Here is a 17352-nt window from a genome sequence, read left to right as displayed (position 1 = left end):
ACCGGGGGCAGCCGGCGGTGGCACACCAGGACCACCGGGGACGGACCACCGTCACCGCACGTCACGTAGGCGGTCTCCCGGAAGAACCGGTACGGCTACGGTCCGCTCTGGAGCCCTTAACGGGCACCGACAGCAGAAACCTGGCGTACAGGTCCACCACCGGCACCGCCGGAAGATCACCCACTGCCGTCACGAAGAGACTCGCCAGGTACCTCTGGGTTGTCCACAGATCGCCCGCCGCGAGAGCCTTCCGCGCCTCGGGACACGGATACGGCTGCTGACACGCCGGTTACGTCCGCGCTGGTGGTGTAAGAGACGGCCATCGCGTGATCCGGTCTGATGTTATGCGGCGATCGGGGCGGGGTCGGTGTGGTCGGTGTCGTGTTGGCTGGTGTCGAGGGTGATCAGGCGGGCTTTGGCGAGGAGTTCCAGGCTCATGTAGCGGCGGCCTTCGGTCCATTCGTCGGTCTGTTCGGCCAGGACCGCGCCGACGAGGCGGATGATCGCTGGCCGGTTGGGGAAGATCCCGACGACGTCGGTGCGGCGGCGGATCTCCTTGTTCAGGCGTTCCTGCGGGTTGTTCGACCAGATCTGACGCCAGATCTCACGGGGGAAGCCGGTGAACGCGAGGAGGTCGTCGCGGGCGGTGTCGAGGTGCTCGGCGGCGGCCGGGAACTTCGCTTCGATCGTGGTCACGACCCGCCGGTACTGGGCGTGGACGGCGTCGGCGTCGGGCTGGTCGAAGATCGTGCGGACGAGGGTAGCGATCCATGGCTGCGCGGACTTCGGGACTTTGGTGAGCAGGTTGCGCAGGTAGTGGGTGCGGCATCGTTGCCATGCGGCTCCTGGCAGGGCGGCGCCGATCGCAGCGACGAGGCCGGCGTGGGCGTCGGAGATGACCAGGCGGACACCGGACAGACCGCGGGCGGTCAACGAGCGCAGGAACGCCAGCCATCCGGCGCCGTCCTCGTCGGAGGCGACGTCCAGACCGAGGACTTCGCGTTGGCCGTCGGCGTTGACCCCGACCGCGATCAGGGCGTGGACGTTGACGGTCCGTCCGTGTTCACGGGTCTTCATTGTCAGCGCGTCCATCCACACGAACGTGTAGTGGGCGGCGTCCAAGGGCCGGTTGCGAAACGCCTCGACCTGCGCGTCCAGGTGCGTGGACATCTCCGAGACCTGCGACTTGGACAACTGACGGACACCGAGCTGCTCGACGAGCTTCTCCACCCGCCGTGTCGACACCCCGAGCAGGTAACTCGTGGCCACCACCGAGACCAGAGCCTGCTCGGCCCGCCGACGATGCGTCAGTAGCCAGTCCGGGAAGTAGCTGCCGTGCCGCAGCTTCGGCACCGCCAAGTCGATCGTGCCAGCCCGGGTGTCCCACTCGCGCTGCCGGTATCCGTTGCGCGAGTTGACCCGCTCGTCGCTGCGCTGTCCATAGCCGGCACCGCAGATCGCATCAGCTTCGGCAGACATCACCGCCTGCGCGAACGTCTTGATCATCGCCTGCAACACATCCGGCGACGCGCCCGCGATCTGCTCGCACAGCAGCTCAACAGGGTTCACACTCTCAGATGCGGCCATCGCGCATCACTCTCCTTCACTCGGACTTAGCCGTCTCGAAGGATCGCGCGGTGGCCGTCTCTCATCTACGCAACACGCCCATCACGGGCAAGTCGTACACCACTCCCGTGGACGCGACCGACACGCCCCGCAGTTCCACGCGGGACGCTGCGGCCGGTGGGCGGTCACCAGCGCCGCCCCACGTTGGTGCGATATGCCTGGTCCCGCGTCGGCCGGGGCTCCCGGCCGGGCTGCGGGTAGGCGTGGGTCAGCTCGTTCGCCCACCCCGGGCGCATAGGCATCGGCTCGGCCGGCTCCGGGCTTCGCAGGCGATCCGGGCAGTGCCGCCACCGAAGGCCACAGACGCATGCGCGGGACCATCGGCGGCGACGGTGGACGAGATCAGCAGGTATCGGCTCCGTTGCTCTGCGTAGAGGCATAGGCTCAACATTGGCGGACCCGTAGGCAGGTCGTCAACCCCCTCGGTGACAGGTTGCCTACCTGTGTCACCGGATGGTCCGACCGTGCGTGTGATGGCCCTCTCGGAGGTCGCCGACTATCTCGGCGTCTCCCGCCAGCGCGCCGCGATCCTGGTCGACCGCCCGGACTTTCCGGCCCCGATCGACACCCTGACCGTCGGCCGGATCTGGGACGCGGTCGAGGTCCGCGCCTACGCCGCGAAACGACGAGAGCGCAACGAGGGCGGCGCGGGCTAGCAAGCGCTGATGCGTCGTCCGGGTCACGATGCCCGGCCCGGGGTGACGTGACAGGCTGACAGGCATGGGAACGACACCGCGCGTACGTGCCCCCGAACTGCGGGGCAGGCAGTGGCTCAACACCGGTGGGCGGGAGCTGAAGCTCGCCGACCTGCGGGGAAAGACCATTTTGCTCGATTTTTGGACCTTCTGCTGTATCAACTGCCTGCACGTGCTCGACGAGTTGCGCCCATTGGAGGAGAAGTACGCCGACGTGCTGGTCGTCGTCGGGGTGCACTCGCCGAAGTTCGAGCACGAGAAGGACCCGGCCGCGCTGGCCGCCGCTGTCGAGCGGTACGGCGTGCACCACCCGGTGCTCGACGACCCCGAGCTGGACATGTGGCAGCAGTACGCGGCGAAGGCGTGGCCCACCCTGGCGGTGGTCGACCCGGAGGGTTACGTGGTCGCCACGATGGCCGGCGAGGGCCACGCCGAGGGGCTGGTCCGGCTGGTCGACGACCTGATCGCCACCCACGAGGCCAAGGGCACCCTGCACCGGGGCGACGGGCCGTACGTGCCGCCGACACATGCGGAGACGACGCTGCGCTTCCCCGGCAAGGCCGTGCTGCTCGACGGCGGCAACCTGCTGGTCTCCGACTCGGCCCGGCACAGCCTGGTCGAGCTGGCCCCGGACGGCGAGACGCCGGTCCGGCGGATCGGCTCCGGTGAGCGGGGCCGGGTCGACGGCCCGGCCGCCTCGGCGGGCTTCGCCGAACCGCAGGGGCTCTGCCTGCTGCCCGCACACGTCGCCGAGGTCGCCGGCTACCACCTGCTGGTCGCCGACACCGTCAACCACCTGCTGCGCGGCGTACGCCTCGACACCGGCGAGGTGACCACGGTCGCCGGCACCGGCCGGCAGTGGCGCTCCACGGTCGACGACCACGCCCACGACGCGCGCTCCGTCGACCTTTCCTCCCCGTGGGACCTGGCCTGGTACGACGACCGGGTCATCGTGGCGATGGCCGGCATCCACCAGCTCTGGTGGTTCGACCCGGTCAAGCGGACCGCCGGCATGTACGCGGGCACCACCGTCGAGGCGCTGCGGGACGGCCCGCTGCCCGAGGCGTGGCTGGCCCAGCCGTCCGGCCTGTCCGTCTCCGCCGACGGCACCCGGCTGTGGGTGGCCGACAGCGAGACCAGCGCCATCCGTTTCGTGCAGAACGGCGTGCTCGGCACCGCCGTCGGGCAGGGGTTGTTCGACTTCGGGCACGTGGACGGGCCGGCCGACCGGGCGTTGCTCCAGCATCCGCTGGGGGTGTGCGCGCTGCCCGACTCCTCGGTGCTGATCGCCGACACCTACAACGGCGCGGTACGCCGCTTCGACCCGGCGACCGGCCTGGTCGCCACGGTGGCCGACGGGCTGGCCGAGCCGAGCGACCTGGTGCTCACCGCCGACGGCGGGGTGCTGGTGGTGGAGTCGGCCGCGCACCGGTTGACCCGGCTCGCCCCGGGCGCGTTGACCGCCGCCGGGGCGGACACCGTGGACGGTCCCCGGCACCGGCTGGAACGCAAACCCACCGACGTCGCGGCCGGCGAGGTGACCCTGGAGGTGATCTTCACGCCGGCGCCGGGGCAGAAGCTGGACGAGACGTACGGGCCGTCGACCCGGCTGGTCGTCTCGGCCTCGCCGCCGGAGCTGCTGGTCGAGGGGGCGGGCACCGGCACCGAGCTGTCCCGCCGGCTGGTGGTCGACCCGGCCGTGCCCCAGGGGGTGCTCCAGGTGACCGCCCAGGCCGCCACCTGCGACGCCGACGTCGAGCACGCCGCCTGCCACCTGACCCGCCAGGACTGGGGCGTCCCGGTCCGGGTCGTCGACGACGGCGCGACCCGGCTCCCGCTGGTGCTGCGCGGCCTGGACGCCTGAGGCCTACCCGCCGGCCACCGACCACCAGGCCGGCAGGCCACCGGGGGCGGTCAGGCAAACGGGGTCGGGGTGACGCCGGCGTCGATCAGCGCGGCCCGCACCAGGGCGGCCGAGGCGACCGCGCCGGGGCTGTCCCCGTGCAGGCAGATCGAGGCGACCGGGCACGGTACGACGGTCCCGTCGACCGCCACCACCGTCTGCTCGGTGGCCATCCGGACCGCCCGCAGCGCCACCTCCTCCGGGTCGGTGACCAGCGCGCCCAGCGCGGTACGCGGCACCAGCGTCCCGTTGGGCAGGTAGCCCCGGTCGGCGAAGCCCTCGGCGACCGCCCGCAGGCCCGCGCCGACGGCGAGCTGGGCGAGGGTGGAGCCGGGCGCGCACAGGATCGGCAGCTCGTGGTCGTACCCGCTGACCGCGGCGACCAGGGCGGCGGCCTGCACCTCGTCGGTGGCCGCCGCGTGGTAGAGCGCGCCGTGCGGCTTGAGGTAGCGGACCCGGGTGCGGTACGGCCGGCAGAACGCGTCGAGTGCCCCGAGCTGGTAGGTCACCTCGTCGCGCAGCTCGTCGAAGCCGTACGCGATGTGCCGGCGGCCGAAGCCGGCGAGGTCCCGGTAGCCGACCTGCGCGCCGACCGCGACGCCGCGTTCGGCGGCGGCGGCGCAGACCCGCCGCATGGTCGACGGGTCGCCGCCGTGGAAGCCGCACGCCACGTTGGCGGAGGTGACCAGGTCGAGCAGCGCCTCGTCGTCGCCGAGCCGCCAGATGCCGAATCCCTCGCCGAGGTCAGCGTTGAGGTCCATGGAACCTCACCGTAGTCCCCGGGCGGGCCTGCGCGAGCCCGGTCACGTCGTCCACCACGCCGATCACCGGGTAGCCGCCGGTGGTCGGATGGTCCGCCAGGAAGATCAACGGCTGGCCGTCGGCGGGCACCTGCACCGCCCCGAGCACCACGCCCTCACTGGGCAGCTCACCGGCGACCGCGCGGGGCAGCGGCGCGCCGACCAGTCGCGCGCCGACCCGGTCACTCACCGGACTCACCGTGTACGCCGTGCCGAGCAGCGACGCCATCGCCCCGGCGGTGAACCAGTCGGCGCGCGGGCCGGGGCGCAGGATCAGCCACAACTCCGTCGGCACCGGTCGGCCGACGGTGAAGTCCACCGGTGCGGGCGGTCCGGCCGGCGGGCCGAGCGGGAGCCGGTCGCCGTCGCGGACCGGGGGTGGGCCGAGGCCGGAGAGGGTGTCGGTGGCGCGGCTGCCGAGCACCGGGTCGACGGCGATCCCGCCGTCGACCGCCAGCCAGTTGCGCAGCCCGTGTCGGGGTGGGCCGATCCGCAGCACCGCCCCCGCCGGGACCGCCAGTGGTCGGCCCACGTCGCCGGGTCGCCGGTCGACCCGGACGTCGACGTCGGCCCCGGTCACCGCCACCGTGCCGGCGCGGGTCAGCCGCAGCTCGCACCCGCCGAGGGTCAGCTCCAGACCGGCGGTGTCCGCCGGGTTGCCGACCAGCCGGTTCGCCAGCGCCAGCGCCGCCGGGTCGAGCGCCCCCGACCGGGGTACGCCGAGGTGCGCCCAGCCGGGCCGCCCCAGGTCCTGCACGGTGGTACGCGGTCCCGCCCGCCGTACCTCGATCGCGCCCGCGGTTTCCTGCTCCGCGTGCCGCCCGGTCACACCGTCACCAGCCGGACCCGGGTGCCGGGGGTGAGGGTGGCCGGCGGGTCGGCGGACACGTCGAAGAGGGTGAGCGTGGTCCGCCCCACCAGCAGCCAGCCGCCCGGCGAGGCGGTCGGATAGATGCCCGCGTACGGCCCGGCGAGGGCCACCGAGCCGGCCGGCACCCGGGGGCGCGGGGTGGGCAGTCGGGGCACCGCGTACCGCGGGGGCAGCCCGGTCAGGTAGCCGAAGCCGGGGGCGAAGCCGCAGAACGCCACCCGGAACTCGGTGTCCGCCAGGCGTCGCACCACCTCGGGCACGGTGGTCCGCCAGTGCTCGGCGACCCGGGGCAGGTCTTCCCCGTCGTACACGGTGGGGACGTCGACCGTCGCGGTGCCGGCCGTGGTGGTGACGGGCGCGGGGGTCCAGCCGGCGATCCGGGCGGCGGTGGACTCCGGGTCGGGCACCCCGTCGAGCAGGACGGTGCCGGCCGCCGGGACGATCTCGGTGGCGCTCAGCTCACCGGCCGCGCGGCGTCGCCACAGCTCGGCCCGCCACTGTTCGACCTGGCCGGGGTCGTCGCAGTCGAGCAGGAGGGCGTGCCGGCCCACGGGTCGGATCCGCATCCCGCCATACTCCCCGATCGATGCTCGGTCCAGGGTCGGTGGACCCGACCGGCGTGGTGACGGTTCGCACTACCCAGAAGTAACCTACGGTGCCGTAACCTGATTCCGTGACCACCTCCGCACCGCTTCGACTCAAGCCTGTCGACATCGGTAAGCCCCGGATGCGCGGCTGGCTGCACACCTACGCGTTCTTCGTCGCGCTCGTCTGCGGCATCGTCCTCAGCGCCGTCGCGGCTACCCGGCCAGGCTGGACACCCCTGGTCAGCTGCCTGATCTACAGCGTGACAGTCTGCGGTCTGTTCGGCACCAGCGCCCTCTACCACCGCCGGGTGTGGTCGGAGCGCGGCTACCAGATCATGCGCCGGATGGACCACTCGATGATCTTCGTGTTCATCGCCGGGACGTACACACCGCTCTGTGTCCTGCTGCTCGACCGGTCGACGGCCGTCCTGATGCTCGGCCTGGTCTGGGGCGGGGCGCTGGCGGGCGTCGCCGTCAAGCTGATCTGGCCGCACGCGCCGCGCTGGGTCTCCGCGCCGCTCTACCTGGCCCTCGGCTGGGTGTCGGTGGCGATCCTCCCGCAGATCCTGAGCCAGGGCGGGGTCACCGTGCTGGTGCTGCTGGCCGCCGGTGGGGCGGTCTACAGCATCGGCGCGGTCTGCTACGCGCTGCGCCGGCCCAACCCGTGGCCCACCGTCTTCGGCCACCACGAGTTCTTCCACGCCTGCACGCTGGTCGCCGCTCTCTGCCACCACGTCGCGATCTACTTCGCCGTCTTCTCCTGACCCACCGGCCGGAAAAGTTCGAGGACCCCGCGCCGTTGCGGGGTCCTCGAGTTCCTGGGAGGGCGGTCGGTCAGACCGGGTAACCCGGCCCCCGCGACTCGCGGTACTCCTCACGTACCACCCGGTCGCCCTGCACCGGCACGACCCGGTCGGCGACGACCTGGTCCTGACGAATCCCGGTGGTGACGACGGCCCGGCGGCGGCTGTTCCAGAAGTAGAGGGTGGTCAACAGCCCGACGAGACCGGCGAGCATCAGCACCCAGCCGACCACGTCGAGGTTGAGCCATCCCAGATCGGCGTCGACGGCGAACGCGAAGATCGCACCCACCGCGATCAGGAAGATACTGGCACCGATGCCCATGACATGCCTCCTTGGCTGTCCGCTGGCGTTACCCACCCGCCACGGCCATCGAGGGCATCGATGAGCGAGTGGCCCCATCGACATACCCAGGCGACACGCGCGCCAATCAGGCAAGCTGTGGGAATGACGGACGGCGGGGCCGAGACACGGACACTGGTGCTGCTGCGACACGCCAAGGCCGAACAATCCGGGGCCGGCCCCGATGTCGAGCGGCGGCTCACCGCACGCGGGCACGCGGACGCCGCCGCCGCCGGGGTCTGGCTGGCCCGCCGGGTCCTGCCGCCCGACGTGGTGATCTGTTCGGCGGCCCGCCGCACCAGGCAGACCTGGCACGACGTGGCGCTGGGCCTGGCCGGGTGCCCGCCGGAGGGTGGCCCGGCGGGGACGGCACCGGTGGTGCGCTACGCCGCCGCCGCGTACGAGGCACACCCGGACGACCTGCTCGACCTGGTGCGGACGGTCGAACCGGAGTCCCGCACGGTCCTGCTCGTCGCCCACAATCCGGGCATCTCGCTGCTGTCGGCGCTCCTCGACCCGGAACGGGCCGACCGGGAGGGGCTGCGTACCACCGATCTCGTGGTGCACCGGGTGGCCACGCCGTGGGCGGCGCTGACCCCCGGTGACGCCCCGATCGTCGACCGGCACACCGCCCGCGGCTGACCTCCGCTCCACACCCGGTCGACGGGCAGGTCGGCCCAGGCGTGCCGGGTCGGGCGCGCCGGCCCAGGCATGCCGGCCTCGCGCTGGGCCAGGCGCGCCGACCTCGCGCCGGGCCAGGCGTGCCGGCCTCGTGCCGGGTCGGGCGTGCCGGGTCAGGACGGGGGTGCGGTGGGCGGCGGCGGGTCGGGCGGCGGCGGCATCATCGCGGTCGGATGGGAGAGCCGGTTCTCCTCCACGATGAGCGTGCGCGCCCGCTTGCGCCGGTCCTGCCAGAACCACAGCGTGGTGAGCAGCACGGCCAGCCCGGCCAGGATGAACACCCAGCCGACCGCGCGCAGGTCGATCCACCAGACGTTGGCCCGGATGGCGAACGTCATGATCGCGCCGAGCGCGATGAGAAAGATGCCGCTACCAATACCCATGTGCGCTGCACTCCCCCGTGCGGTGGCCGTTGGGCGTGCCCTGACGACGCGGTCCGCGCGGCTTACCCGCCCAGCCTCCCGCCTATCGGGATCGGGGCGGGCAATCTGGGGTGGGTGGCGGGTGCGACGGGGCCGATGTCGCGGTGTCCAGGCGTTCGGACACCGCGACATCGGCCCTGTTGCGAACTATCGACCGGCCGGGGTCAGAACGCCTCCTCCGGGAGGTCCATGATGTCCAGGTCGGCGGCCTCGATGATCCGCCGGTCGGCGCCGATGCGGGGCAGCACCTCGCGGGCGAAGAACCGGGCGGCGGCCACCTTGCCGGTGTAGAACGCCTTGTCGGCGGGGGAGACCTCACCGGCCAGCGCCTTCAGCGCCACGTCGGCCTGCTTCTGGAGCAGCCAGCCGACCGTCAGGTCGCCGAGGGCGAGCAGGAAGCGGCGGCTGCTCAGGCCGACCTTGTAGAGGCTGCGGGCGTCGCCGCCCTGGGCCTCGCCGAGCCAGCCGGTCAGCACGCCGAGGATCTGCTGGATCTCGGCCAGCGCCCGGCCGAGCGCCTGCCGCTCCTCCTTGAGCTGACCGTTGCCGGCCTCGGTGCTGATGAACTCCTGGATCTCACCGGCGACCGTGGTCAGTGCCCTGCCGTTGTCCCGGACGATCTTCCGGAAGATCAGGTCGAGGCTCTGGATCGCGGTGGTGCCCTCGTACAGGGTGTCGATCTTGGCGTCCCGGACGTACTGCTCCAACGGGTAGTCCTGGAGGAAGCCGGAGCCGCCGTACGTCTGCAGCGCCTCGTGGCCGAGCAGCTCGTACGCCCGCTCCGAGCCGACGCCCTTGACCAGCGGCAGGAGCAGGTCGTTGACCCGCTTGGCCAGTGTGGTGGCCTGCTCGTCCCCGGCCGCCTCGGCGATCGCGATCCGGTCCTGCCAGGTGGCGGTGTAGCAGACCAGCGCCCGCAGGCCCTCGGCGTACGACTTCTGCATCAGCAGCGAGCGGCGGACGTCCGGGTGGTGGGTGATGGTGACCCGGGGGGCGGTCTTGTCGGCCTGCTGGATCAGGTCGGCGCCCTGGACCCGGTTCTTCGCGTACTCCAGGGCGTTGAGGTAGCCGGTGGAGAGGGTGGCGATCGCCTTGGTGCCGACCATCATCCGGGCGTACTCGATGATCATGAACATCTGCCGGATGCCGTCGTGCTTCTCGCCCAGCAGCCAGCCCCGGGCCGGCGTGCCGTGCTCGCCGAAGGTCAGCTCGCAGGTGTTGGAGACCTTGATGCCCATCTTGTGCTCGACGTTGGTGGCGTAGACGCCGTTGCGCTCGCCCAGCTCGCCGGTCTCGGCGTCGAAGTGGTACTTCGGCACGACGAAGAGGGAGAGCCCCTTGGTCCCCGGACCGCCGACGCCCTCGACGCCGACCGGTCGGGCCAGCACGTAGTGGACGATGTTCTCGCTCAGGTCGTGCTCACCGGAGGTGATGAAGCGCTTCACGCCCTCGATGTGCCAGGAGCCGTCCGGCTGCGGGATCGCGCGGGCGCGACCGGCGCCGACGTCCGAGCCGGCGTCCGGCTCGGTGAGCACCATGGTGGAGGCCCACTGCCGGTCGATGAAGAGCTTGGCCCACTTCTGCTGCTCCTCGGTGCCCTCGACGTGCAGCACGTGGGCGAAGGACGGGCCGGAGGCGTACATCCAGACCGGTGCGTTGGCCCCGAGCACCAGCTCGGCCAGCGACCACCAGAGGGCGCGCGGGGCGCTGCTGCCGCCGAGGGACTCGGGGAGGTCCAGCCGCCAGAACTCGGAGTCCATGAACGCCTGGTACGACTTCTTGAACGACTCCGGCAGCGGCGCGGTGTGCGTGGCGGGGTCGAAGACCGGCGGGTTGCGGTCGCTGTCGGTGTAGCTGGCCGCGAGGTCCTCGCGGGCCAGGCGGTCGACCTCGGAGAGGAAGCTGCGGGCGGTGTCGACGTCCAGGTCCGTGTACGGCTCCTGGCCGAACGTCCGGTCCGCCCCGAAGACCTCGAACAGGTTGAACTCAAGGTCCCGAAGGTTGCTCTTGTAGTGGGTCATGTTCGCTGGCCCCGCTTCCGGACAGGTGTTACCGATCAGTAACCCCCACTGTATTACTCACGGGTAGGTAGCGACAACCCAATCATCACCGTGACGGGGATTACACACCTGCGGTTCAGCTCTCCGCCGCGCCGACCTCCCAGGACGGCACCGCCACGGTCACCCCGCTGCGCGGGCCGGTGTACTCCATCAGGACCAGCGCGATGTCGTCGTCGAGCCGGCCGTGCACCCACTCGACCAGGGCGGTCTCCAGCGAGGCCAGGCCGTCGCCGACGGTGCCGTGCCCGAGCAGCCGCCAGGCCCGGTCCGCGGTCGGGAAGAACTCGCCGTCCCGCCGGGCCTCGCCGAGCCCGTCGGTGAAGAGCAGCAGCCGGTCCCCCGGCTCCAACCGCTCCACCCGGGGCCGGACCACCGGCATGAACCCCAGCGGCGGGGCGGGGGCGGGCGGCTCCAGCGGGATCACCGCACCCCGGCGCAGCAGCAGCGGGGCCGGATGCCCACAGTTGACGATGGTCAACGTCCCGCCGCGCTCCTCCACCACGGCCGCGGTGACGAAGTCCTCGTCACCCACGTTACGGGCCACCGCCCGGTCCAGGTCGGCCACCACCGCCCGCAGGTCGGGCCGCTCGTACGCGACGTGCCGGTAGGAGCCGAGCACGATGCTGGCGAGCCGGACCGCGTCCAGCCCCTTGCCCCGCACGTCCCCGATGATCATGCGGACGCCGTACGGGGTGTCGATCGCCTCGTACAGGTCGCCGCCGATCTCGGCGGTGGCCGTGGGAGAGATGTAGCGGGCGGCCACCGCCAGGGTGCCGACCTGCGGGCCGAGCGGACGTAGCACCGCCTGCTGGGCCACCGAGGCCAGCCTGGACAACTCGCCGATCCGTTCGGCCTGCCCCTGCCGGACCGCCGCCACCCCGGCCGACACCACGGTGGCGAAGGCGATCCCGACGAGGGCGACCGCCGTGGTCAGCTCCATCCTCGGGTCGGTGAGCGCGAAGCCGGACCCGACCACCAGGGCGAGGAGGCCCACCCCGGCCACCGCCCGCCAGGAGGCGAAACCCGCCGCCAGGATCGGCGCCACCGTCATCAGCGCGACGTAGTGGACCGCCCAGCCGTCGGCCGCCTCGATCGCCGAGACGACCGCGAGCAGGCCGACGGCCGCGCCGACGCCGGCGCGGGATCCGGGACTCAGCGGGCCGCGGCCCGACTGGAAGGCATGTTTACGTACCTGGACAGCATGCCTGATGGAACCGGACCGGAGAATGAACCTAGCCCCACGATTGAGGGTGTTCTGCCCGGCCGGGCCGCCCCGGTCGGCCGCACAGTCAGCCCAGCACCTCGTACCTGACGGTCAGCGCGCCCAGGTCGACCGAGGCGATCGAGGCGAAGGCGGCGCGGGACAGATCGATACAGCGTCCGTCGATGAACGGACCACGGTCGTTGATCCGTACGGTGACGGACTTGCCGTTGGCCGGGTTGGTGACCCGGACCTTGGTGTTGAACGGCAGGGTCTTGTGCGCGGCGGTCAGCGCGTTCGGGTCGAAGTTCTCACCGTTGGCGGTCAACTGACCCTCGTCGTAGAAGGACGCGCCGCAGGAGCCACTGTCGACGACGTTCCTCTTCGGGGCGGCCGCCTTCTTCGTGGTGGCGGAGGGCTTGGGCGCGGCCGTGCGGGGCTTGCCCCGGGAGGCGGCCTGCGTCCGGGTCGCCCGCGGGCTCGCGGTGACGGTCGGCGACGGGCTGGCGCTCGGGGAGCGGGTGACGCTGGGGCTGGGACTGGAGCTGGGGCTCGGCGGGGCGGTGGTGACGGTGGCGCCGGGCGTGACCGTGTCCACCACCGCCGGGGCCGGCACGTCGTCGGCGGTCAACCGGACCGCGCCGACCGTGCCACCGACGGCGAGCGCGACGCCGACCGCAGCGGTGGCGGCGATGCCGGCGGGCGAGGAGAAGATCCGGGTACGCGAGTGCCTGCCGACCACCGGCTCGGTCCTTTCGTCTGCCTTCATGACGGCTGGGACCGTAGCGAGAGAAGCACTTCCGAAGTCAACGTGATCATGTGGCTATGACCCGAATTGCAGTGATACGTACAGCCGATCATCCGATGCCCGCTGGGCCGCACGGGCCAGAATGCCACCGATGGCATTCGCCCGCCCCCTCGGCTGGCGGCCGTTGGGAGTCGACGCCGAGGATGGGGGCATGACCGCTGAGCTGCGCACCCGCCTGGTCGAGCTGTTCGCCTGGGTCGATCCGGCGCCGGGCAGCAGTCACCTCGTCAGCGACACCTCCCGCTGGTGGCGGGATGCCGAGACGCTCGCCGGGCTCGGCCCGGCCCTGGTCGAGCCCTTCCGCTCCGCCCGGCCGACGGTCGTCGTCGCCCCCGCGGTGACCGGCCTGATCCTCGGGCCACTCGCCGCGACCGCCCTCGGCGTCGGCTTCGTCCCGGCCCACAAACCCGGCGACGGAAGACTCCCCGCCGCCCCGCTGACCTGGGCACAGAGCCCGCCCGACTTCCGGGGCCGGCAGGTCGACCTGGCGGTACGCGACGACCGGCTCGGCGTGGGCGACCGGGTGCTCATGGTGGACGACTGGGTGGCCACCGGTGCGCAGGTAAGGGCCGTCCGGGAACTCTGCGCGGCCCGGGGCGCCCACTGGCTCGGCGGCACCGCCGTGGTCGTCGACCTGCCCGCCCCGGTCGCCGCCGAGCTGGGCGTCCACGGCCTACTCACCGGCGACGACCTGCCCACCTGACGTGGTGGCCGCCCGGTCCTCAGGGTCCACCCGGCTCCGGCCGGATCAGTGCAGCCCCGATCCTTACGGCGTACGCAGCTCCGGCAGCAACCGGGTGGCGACGTCCACCAGCACCGCCTCGTCCCCGGCGTACCAGCTGCTGGCCCGGGGCCAGTGGGTGATCACGTCGGTGAAACCGAGCGCCGCCGCCCGCGCCACCTGCTCGGCGAAGAAGTCCGCGCTGCGCAGCGAGAAGACCGGCGCCGAGTCCAGGGAGAGGTAGCGGGGCAGGGTGGCCGGGTCACGGCCGGCCTCGTCGAGGGTGCGGTCCATCCGGGCGCAGAGCGTCGCCACCCCGTCCCACCAGGCCGTCAGCTCCTCCTCACCGGTGCCGGTGGTGACCCAGCCCTGACCGAACCGGGCGACCAGCCGCATCGACCGGGGTCCGTTGGCGGCCACCACGAACGGCACCCGGGGCCGCTGCACGCAGCCGGGATTGTTGCGGGCGTCCACGGCGGCGAACCAGGCACCCCGCCAGGTGGTGCCGTCCTCCCGCAGGATCAGGTCGAGCAGCTCGGTGAACTCGCCGAACCGGTCCACCCGCGGCCGGGGCGGCAGGGTCTCCCCGCCCAGCACCGCCGAGTCGAAGCCGATGCCACCCGCGCCGAGGCCCAGCAGCAGCCGCCCGCCGGAAACGTCGTCGAGGGTGGTGACCTGCCGGGCGAAGGCCGCCGGATGCCGGAAGTTGGGCGAGGCGACCAGGGTGCCGAGCCGGATCCGCTCGGTCACCGTGGCCGCGGCGGTCAGTGTCGCCATCGAGTCGAACCACGGGCCGTCGACCAGATCCCGCCAGCCCAGATGGTCGTACGTCCAGGCGTGATCGAAGCCCCACTCGTCGACCTGCTGCCAGCGCCGACGCGACTCCGCCCAGCGCTGGTCGGGGAGGATCACGATGCCAATCCGCATGATCACCAGAGTACGTCGCCAGCGGCGGCACCTTCCTTACCACAGTGGTCCACCATTCATGGTCGGACGCCACCTGGAACCACGGAAGCCCTGGCGGGACGTCTGTCCTGACCAGGGCTTCCGTGCGTGGAGCGGGTGACGGGAATCGAACCCGCACTGTCAGCTTGGGAAGCTGATGTTCTGCCATTGAACTACACCCGCGAGCGGCACCACTGTACCTGACGTGACCGGACCCGCGCACCCTGGCACCCCCGCGCGCCGTCGGCGACGGACCGTTACCGAGCCGCCACCACCTGCACAAATGAAACGGTCAGATGTTTCACAGAAGCCGCTTGGTGACGTTCTCAAACGTGTCGATCAGTTGTAACGTCACCCCCACGTTCACGACCTCGGTGCGACATACCCCCTGTCGTACCGCCAGAAAGAGGTGGGCCCATGGGACTGCGTCCCAACCTGCTGACCCGGCGTGCCGCCGGCGTCGCATCGACGACCTTCGCGCTGCTGCTGAGCACCGCCGCGGTGGGCGTCGTGCCTGCGGCTTCCGCGTACTCCGCAGCCCCCGACAGCACCTCCTGCGCCGAGCCGACCGACGCGCACGCGGACGTCCACTCCGACGCGCGGGTCCGTGGCGGTGCCGCGAAGGCCGCCCACAAGCGGCACGACCCGAACGAGCTGACCGCCAAGCAGGTGCAGGAGCGGGAGGCGGATTTCGCCGCTGCCCTGCGCAACAGCACTCTGCGGTCGAAGTCCAGCCTCCGGACCGGCTCCACCGAGGGCCAGACGGTCGCGTTGGCCCCGATCTCCATCCCGGTGGTCGTGCACGTGATCCAGCGGGACAGCACCCGGGCCGGGGGGAACATCCCCGACTCGATGATCAACTCGCAGATCAGCGTGCTGAACCAGGCGTACAGCGGCGCGACCGGGGGTGCGGCCACCGGCTTCACCTTCCAGCTCCAGAAGATCAACCGGGTCACCAACGCCTCCTGGTACCCGATCGTGCAGGGGTCCTCGGCCGAGCGGTCGATGAAGACCTCGCTGCGCACCGGCGGCAAGAACACCCTCAACATGTACCTGGGCGAGCTGAGCGACGACCTGCTCGGCTGGGCGACCTTCCCGAAGCGCACCCTGGACGTGATGGACGGCGTCGTCGTGCTCGGCGAGTCGCTGCCGAGCGGCGGCACCGCCACCAACTACAACCTGGGTGACACCGGCACCCACGAGGTCGGCCACTGGCTGAACCTCTACCACACCTTCCAGGGTGGTTGCTCGGGCTCGGGCGACGGCGTCTCCGACACCCCGGCCGAGCGCGAGCCGGCCTACCAGTGCCCGACCGGCCGGGACACCTGCACCGCGGCCGGCAAGGACCCGATCACCAACTTCATGGACTACACCTACGACTCGTGCATGTACCAGTTCACCGCCGGGCAGGCCAGCCGGATGGTGAACGCCTGGACCGTCTACCGGGCAGCCGCCTGACCGGTAACCGGCAGACCTGACGGTGCCGGCTCCGTCCTTCCCGGACGGGGCCGGCACCGTCGTGTGCGGGATCAGGCAGCGGTACGCCGGGTGTCGAAGCCGTGCCGTCCACGCCGGGACGGCCGCTGGTCGGGCAGCCCGGAGACGCCCGGTCGGCCCGCCGCCGGATCGAGCCAGACCTGCACCGAGGGTCGGTCGCCGTCGGGGCTCAGCGGGCCACCCTGGTCGCGGCGGGTGAGCATCGCGACGTCCACGCTGAACTCGAAGAGCCGCCAGTCGACCTGCGGCGCGGCCCGGCCGATCGCGGCGACCAGCTCGACCCGGGCCGGATCGGTCACCGGCTCGGCCCGGCCGGCGACGTAGGCCTCGTCGTCGCTGTCCTCCGACGGGAACGAGTGGAGCGCGTAGCGGCCGTCGCGTTCGAGGTCACGCCGCTTGGGCGAGTCGACGACGAAGCAGAACAGCCCGCCGTCGGTGACCACCGGGCAGACCGGGTGCACCCGGGGACCACCGTCGGCGCGGACCGTGGCCAGGTAGCCGAAGCCCGGCCCGTACTGCTGGAGAAGAAGGCGGATCCCGTCGGCGAGTCGGGGCTCGTCGGCGGCGAAAACGGACCAGGATGCCATGTCCACACTCTATCGAACAGGCGTTCGAAAATCAGTCCGACACGCAGGTGGAACGGCCTTTCTTTGGCCGGGTCGCCCGTCGTGGTGCCGGCCGGCACCGAGGGGCGTCGGTACCCCGTCCGGGTGGGCGTCGGCGGCCCGGCCGCCGGCCGACGCCGGGGTGCTCGCTATGGTGTCCCGATGCTGCTCTCCGACCGGGACCTGGTCTCCGAGATCAAGGCGGGCGCGCTGGCGCTGGAGCCGTTCGAGCCGAGTCTGGTGCAGCCCTCCAGCATCGACGTACGCCTCGACAAGCTGTTCCGGGTCTTCAACAACCACCTCTACACCCACATCGACCCGGCCGTGCAGCAGGACGACCTGACCTCCATGGTCGAGGTGCCGGCGGGTGAGCCGTTCGTGCTGCACCCGGGCGAGTTCGTGCTCGCCTCCACGCTTGAGGTGATCTCCCTCGGCGACCAGCTCGCCGGTCGGCTGGAGGGCAAGTCGAGCCTGGGGCGGTTGGGCCTGCTCACCCACTCGACCGCCGGCTTCATCGACCCGGGCTTCTCCGGCCACGTCACGCTGGAGCTGTCGAACGTGGCGAACCTGCCGATCACGCTCTGGCCGGGCATGAAGATCGGCCAGCTCTGCATCTTCCGGCTCTCCTCGCCGGCCGAGCACCCCTACGGCTCCGAGATCTACGGGTCGCGCTACCAGGGCCAGCGCGGGCCGACCCAGAGCCGCTCCTGGCAGAACTGGCGTACCTGGCCCACCCGCTGACCACTCCGGTCCGGCCCGGGCCGCCCCCTGGGGCCGGGACCACCGC

At 71.9% G+C, this 17352-nt stretch carries 18 protein-coding genes and 1 tRNA gene; 7 read left to right on the top strand and 12 right to left on the bottom strand.

From position 1 onward, the window contains the following. Nucleotides 1-342: 342 nt before the first annotated feature. A complete protein-coding gene (locus tag O7625_RS07995; RefSeq protein ID WP_282345254.1) occupies nt 343-1587 on the bottom strand; it encodes an IS256 family transposase in 1245 nt (414 codons plus the stop codon). 512 nt (nt 1588-2099) lie between these two features. Between O7625_RS07995 and O7625_RS07990 the strand changes: the two genes are divergently transcribed. Together O7625_RS07990 and O7625_RS07985 are read left to right on the top strand one after the other, a co-directional pair. Continuing rightward, complete coding sequence (locus O7625_RS07990) at nt 2100-2282, top strand: hypothetical protein (protein WP_281901504.1); 183 nt, start codon at nt 2100-2102, stop codon at nt 2280-2282. Between the two features lie 64 nt (nt 2283-2346). Further along, a complete protein-coding gene (locus tag O7625_RS07985; RefSeq protein ID WP_282345253.1) occupies nt 2347-4185 on the top strand; it encodes an NHL domain-containing thioredoxin family protein in 1839 nt (612 codons plus the stop codon). A 50-nt stretch (nt 4186-4235) separates the two neighbouring features. Here the strand turns inward: O7625_RS07985 and O7625_RS07980 are convergent, their stop codons facing one another. From O7625_RS07980 to O7625_RS07970, 3 genes are read right to left on the bottom strand one after another with little or no spacing between them, the layout of a single operon-like run. After that, complete coding sequence (locus O7625_RS07980) at nt 4236-4985, bottom strand: 5-oxoprolinase subunit PxpA (RefSeq protein WP_282345252.1); 750 nt, start codon at nt 4983-4985, stop codon at nt 4236-4238. Further along, complete coding sequence (locus O7625_RS07975; protein ID WP_282345251.1) at nt 4969-5853, bottom strand: biotin-dependent carboxyltransferase family protein; 885 nt, start codon at nt 5851-5853, stop codon at nt 4969-4971. Before O7625_RS07975 ends, O7625_RS07980 begins: the two co-directional genes overlap by 17 nt. Then, nucleotides 5850-6461, bottom strand: a complete 612-nt coding sequence (locus O7625_RS07970) for an allophanate hydrolase subunit 1 (protein WP_282345250.1) — start codon at nt 6459-6461, stop codon at nt 5850-5852. The genes O7625_RS07975 and O7625_RS07970 overlap by 4 nt, the downstream gene beginning before the upstream one ends. 107 nt (nt 6462-6568) lie before the next feature. Here O7625_RS07970 and O7625_RS07965 point away from each other — a divergent pair, with 107 nt between their 5' ends. After that, the gene (locus tag O7625_RS07965; RefSeq protein WP_282345249.1) at nt 6569-7246 is read left to right on the top strand and encodes a hemolysin III family protein; all 678 of its coding nucleotides are present in this window, start codon (nt 6569-6571) and stop codon (nt 7244-7246) included. A 70-nt stretch (nt 7247-7316) separates the two neighbouring features. On the opposite strand, the gene O7625_RS07960 is transcribed toward O7625_RS07965, so the two are convergent. Further along, nucleotides 7317-7607, bottom strand: coding sequence for a DUF6458 family protein (locus tag O7625_RS07960; RefSeq protein ID WP_282345248.1), 291 nt, complete (start codon nt 7605-7607; stop codon nt 7317-7319). A 123-nt stretch (nt 7608-7730) separates the two neighbouring features. On the opposite strand from O7625_RS07960, the gene O7625_RS07955 reads away from it, so the two are divergent. Then, nucleotides 7731-8267, top strand: coding sequence for a histidine phosphatase family protein (locus O7625_RS07955; RefSeq protein WP_282345247.1), 537 nt, complete (start codon nt 7731-7733; stop codon nt 8265-8267). A 152-nt stretch (nt 8268-8419) separates the two neighbouring features. Here O7625_RS07955 and O7625_RS07950 read toward each other — a convergent pair whose 3' ends face one another. The 4 genes from O7625_RS07950 to O7625_RS07935 form a co-directional block, all read right to left on the bottom strand. Further along, complete coding sequence (locus O7625_RS07950; protein ID WP_067300694.1) at nt 8420-8689, bottom strand: DUF6458 family protein; 270 nt, start codon at nt 8687-8689, stop codon at nt 8420-8422. A 203-nt stretch (nt 8690-8892) separates the two neighbouring features. Beyond that, the gene (locus O7625_RS07945) at nt 8893-10749 is read right to left on the bottom strand and encodes an acyl-CoA dehydrogenase (RefSeq protein ID WP_067300697.1); all 1857 of its coding nucleotides are present in this window, start codon (nt 10747-10749) and stop codon (nt 8893-8895) included. Nucleotides 10750-10864: 115 nt separating this feature from the next. Next, nucleotides 10865-11998, bottom strand: a complete 1134-nt coding sequence (locus O7625_RS07940; RefSeq protein WP_282346848.1) for a PP2C family protein-serine/threonine phosphatase — start codon at nt 11996-11998, stop codon at nt 10865-10867. Between the two features lie 79 nt (nt 11999-12077). After that, nucleotides 12078-12731, bottom strand: a complete 654-nt coding sequence (locus O7625_RS07935) for a septal ring lytic transglycosylase RlpA family protein (RefSeq protein ID WP_282346847.1) — start codon at nt 12729-12731, stop codon at nt 12078-12080. A 217-nt stretch (nt 12732-12948) separates the two neighbouring features. Between O7625_RS07935 and O7625_RS07930 the strand changes: the two genes are divergently transcribed. Next, a complete protein-coding gene (locus tag O7625_RS07930) occupies nt 12949-13500 on the top strand; it encodes a phosphoribosyltransferase (RefSeq protein WP_282345246.1) in 552 nt (183 codons plus the stop codon). A gap of 63 nt (nt 13501-13563) precedes the next feature. Here the strand turns inward: O7625_RS07930 and O7625_RS07925 are convergent, their stop codons facing one another. Together O7625_RS07925 and O7625_RS07920 are read right to left on the bottom strand one after the other, a co-directional pair. Continuing rightward, entirely contained in the window at nt 13564-14451 is an 888-nt protein-coding gene (locus O7625_RS07925) for an LLM class flavin-dependent oxidoreductase (RefSeq protein ID WP_282345245.1), read from the bottom strand. 121 nt (nt 14452-14572) lie between these two features. Beyond that, a tRNA-Gly gene (locus O7625_RS07920) sits at nt 14573-14646 on the bottom strand. Between the two features lie 234 nt (nt 14647-14880). On the opposite strand from O7625_RS07920, the gene O7625_RS07915 reads away from it, so the two are divergent. Next, entirely contained in the window at nt 14881-15921 is a 1041-nt protein-coding gene (locus tag O7625_RS07915) for a zinc metalloprotease (RefSeq protein ID WP_282345244.1), read from the top strand. 71 nt (nt 15922-15992) lie between these two features. On the opposite strand, the gene O7625_RS07910 is transcribed toward O7625_RS07915, so the two are convergent. After that, nucleotides 15993-16547, bottom strand: coding sequence for a pyridoxamine 5'-phosphate oxidase family protein (locus O7625_RS07910; protein ID WP_282345243.1), 555 nt, complete (start codon nt 16545-16547; stop codon nt 15993-15995). Between the two features lie 180 nt (nt 16548-16727). Here O7625_RS07910 and dcd point away from each other — a divergent pair, with 180 nt between their 5' ends. After that, nucleotides 16728-17306: a dCTP deaminase gene (gene dcd / locus O7625_RS07905; protein WP_067300985.1), complete on the top strand. Its 579-nt coding sequence runs from the start codon at nt 16728-16730 to the stop codon at nt 17304-17306. The last annotated feature ends 46 nt before the right edge of the window (nt 17307-17352 follow it).

The organism is Micromonospora sp. WMMD714 (assembly GCF_029581315.1).
GTDB classification, from domain to species: Bacteria; Actinomycetota; Actinomycetes; order Mycobacteriales; family Micromonosporaceae; genus Micromonospora; species Micromonospora rifamycinica.
This window is presented reverse-complemented; position numbering and strand designations above follow the sequence as displayed.

Excerpts from the sequence above, each read along its gene's own strand:
- O7625_RS07995 (WP_282345254.1), bottom strand. The coding sequence starts at position 1,587 with ATGGCCGCATCTGAGAGTGTGAACCCTGTTGAGCTGCTGTGCGAGCAG.
- O7625_RS07990 (WP_281901504.1), top strand. The coding sequence starts at position 2,100 with ATGGCCCTCTCGGAGGTCGCCGACTATCTCGGCGTCTCCCGCCAGCGC.
- O7625_RS07985 (WP_282345253.1), top strand. The coding sequence starts at position 2,347 with ATGGGAACGACACCGCGCGTACGTGCCCCCGAACTGCGGGGCAGGCAG.
- O7625_RS07980 (WP_282345252.1), bottom strand. The coding sequence starts at position 4,985 with ATGGACCTCAACGCTGACCTCGGCGAGGGATTCGGCATCTGGCGGCTC.
- O7625_RS07970 (WP_282345250.1), bottom strand. The coding sequence starts at position 6,461 with ATGCGGATCCGACCCGTGGGCCGGCACGCCCTCCTGCTCGACTGCGAC.
- O7625_RS07960 (WP_282345248.1), bottom strand. The coding sequence starts at position 7,607 with ATGGGCATCGGTGCCAGTATCTTCCTGATCGCGGTGGGTGCGATCTTC.
- O7625_RS07955 (WP_282345247.1), top strand. The coding sequence starts at position 7,731 with ATGACGGACGGCGGGGCCGAGACACGGACACTGGTGCTGCTGCGACAC.
- O7625_RS07950 (WP_067300694.1), bottom strand. The coding sequence starts at position 8,689 with ATGGGTATTGGTAGCGGCATCTTTCTCATCGCGCTCGGCGCGATCATG.
- O7625_RS07945 (WP_067300697.1), bottom strand. The coding sequence starts at position 10,749 with ATGACCCACTACAAGAGCAACCTTCGGGACCTTGAGTTCAACCTGTTC.
- O7625_RS07930 (WP_282345246.1), top strand. The coding sequence starts at position 12,949 with ATGACCGCTGAGCTGCGCACCCGCCTGGTCGAGCTGTTCGCCTGGGTC.
- O7625_RS07915 (WP_282345244.1), top strand. The coding sequence starts at position 14,881 with ATGGGACTGCGTCCCAACCTGCTGACCCGGCGTGCCGCCGGCGTCGCA.
- O7625_RS07910 (WP_282345243.1), bottom strand. The coding sequence starts at position 16,547 with ATGGCATCCTGGTCCGTTTTCGCCGCCGACGAGCCCCGACTCGCCGAC.
- dcd (WP_067300985.1), top strand. The coding sequence starts at position 16,728 with ATGCTGCTCTCCGACCGGGACCTGGTCTCCGAGATCAAGGCGGGCGCG.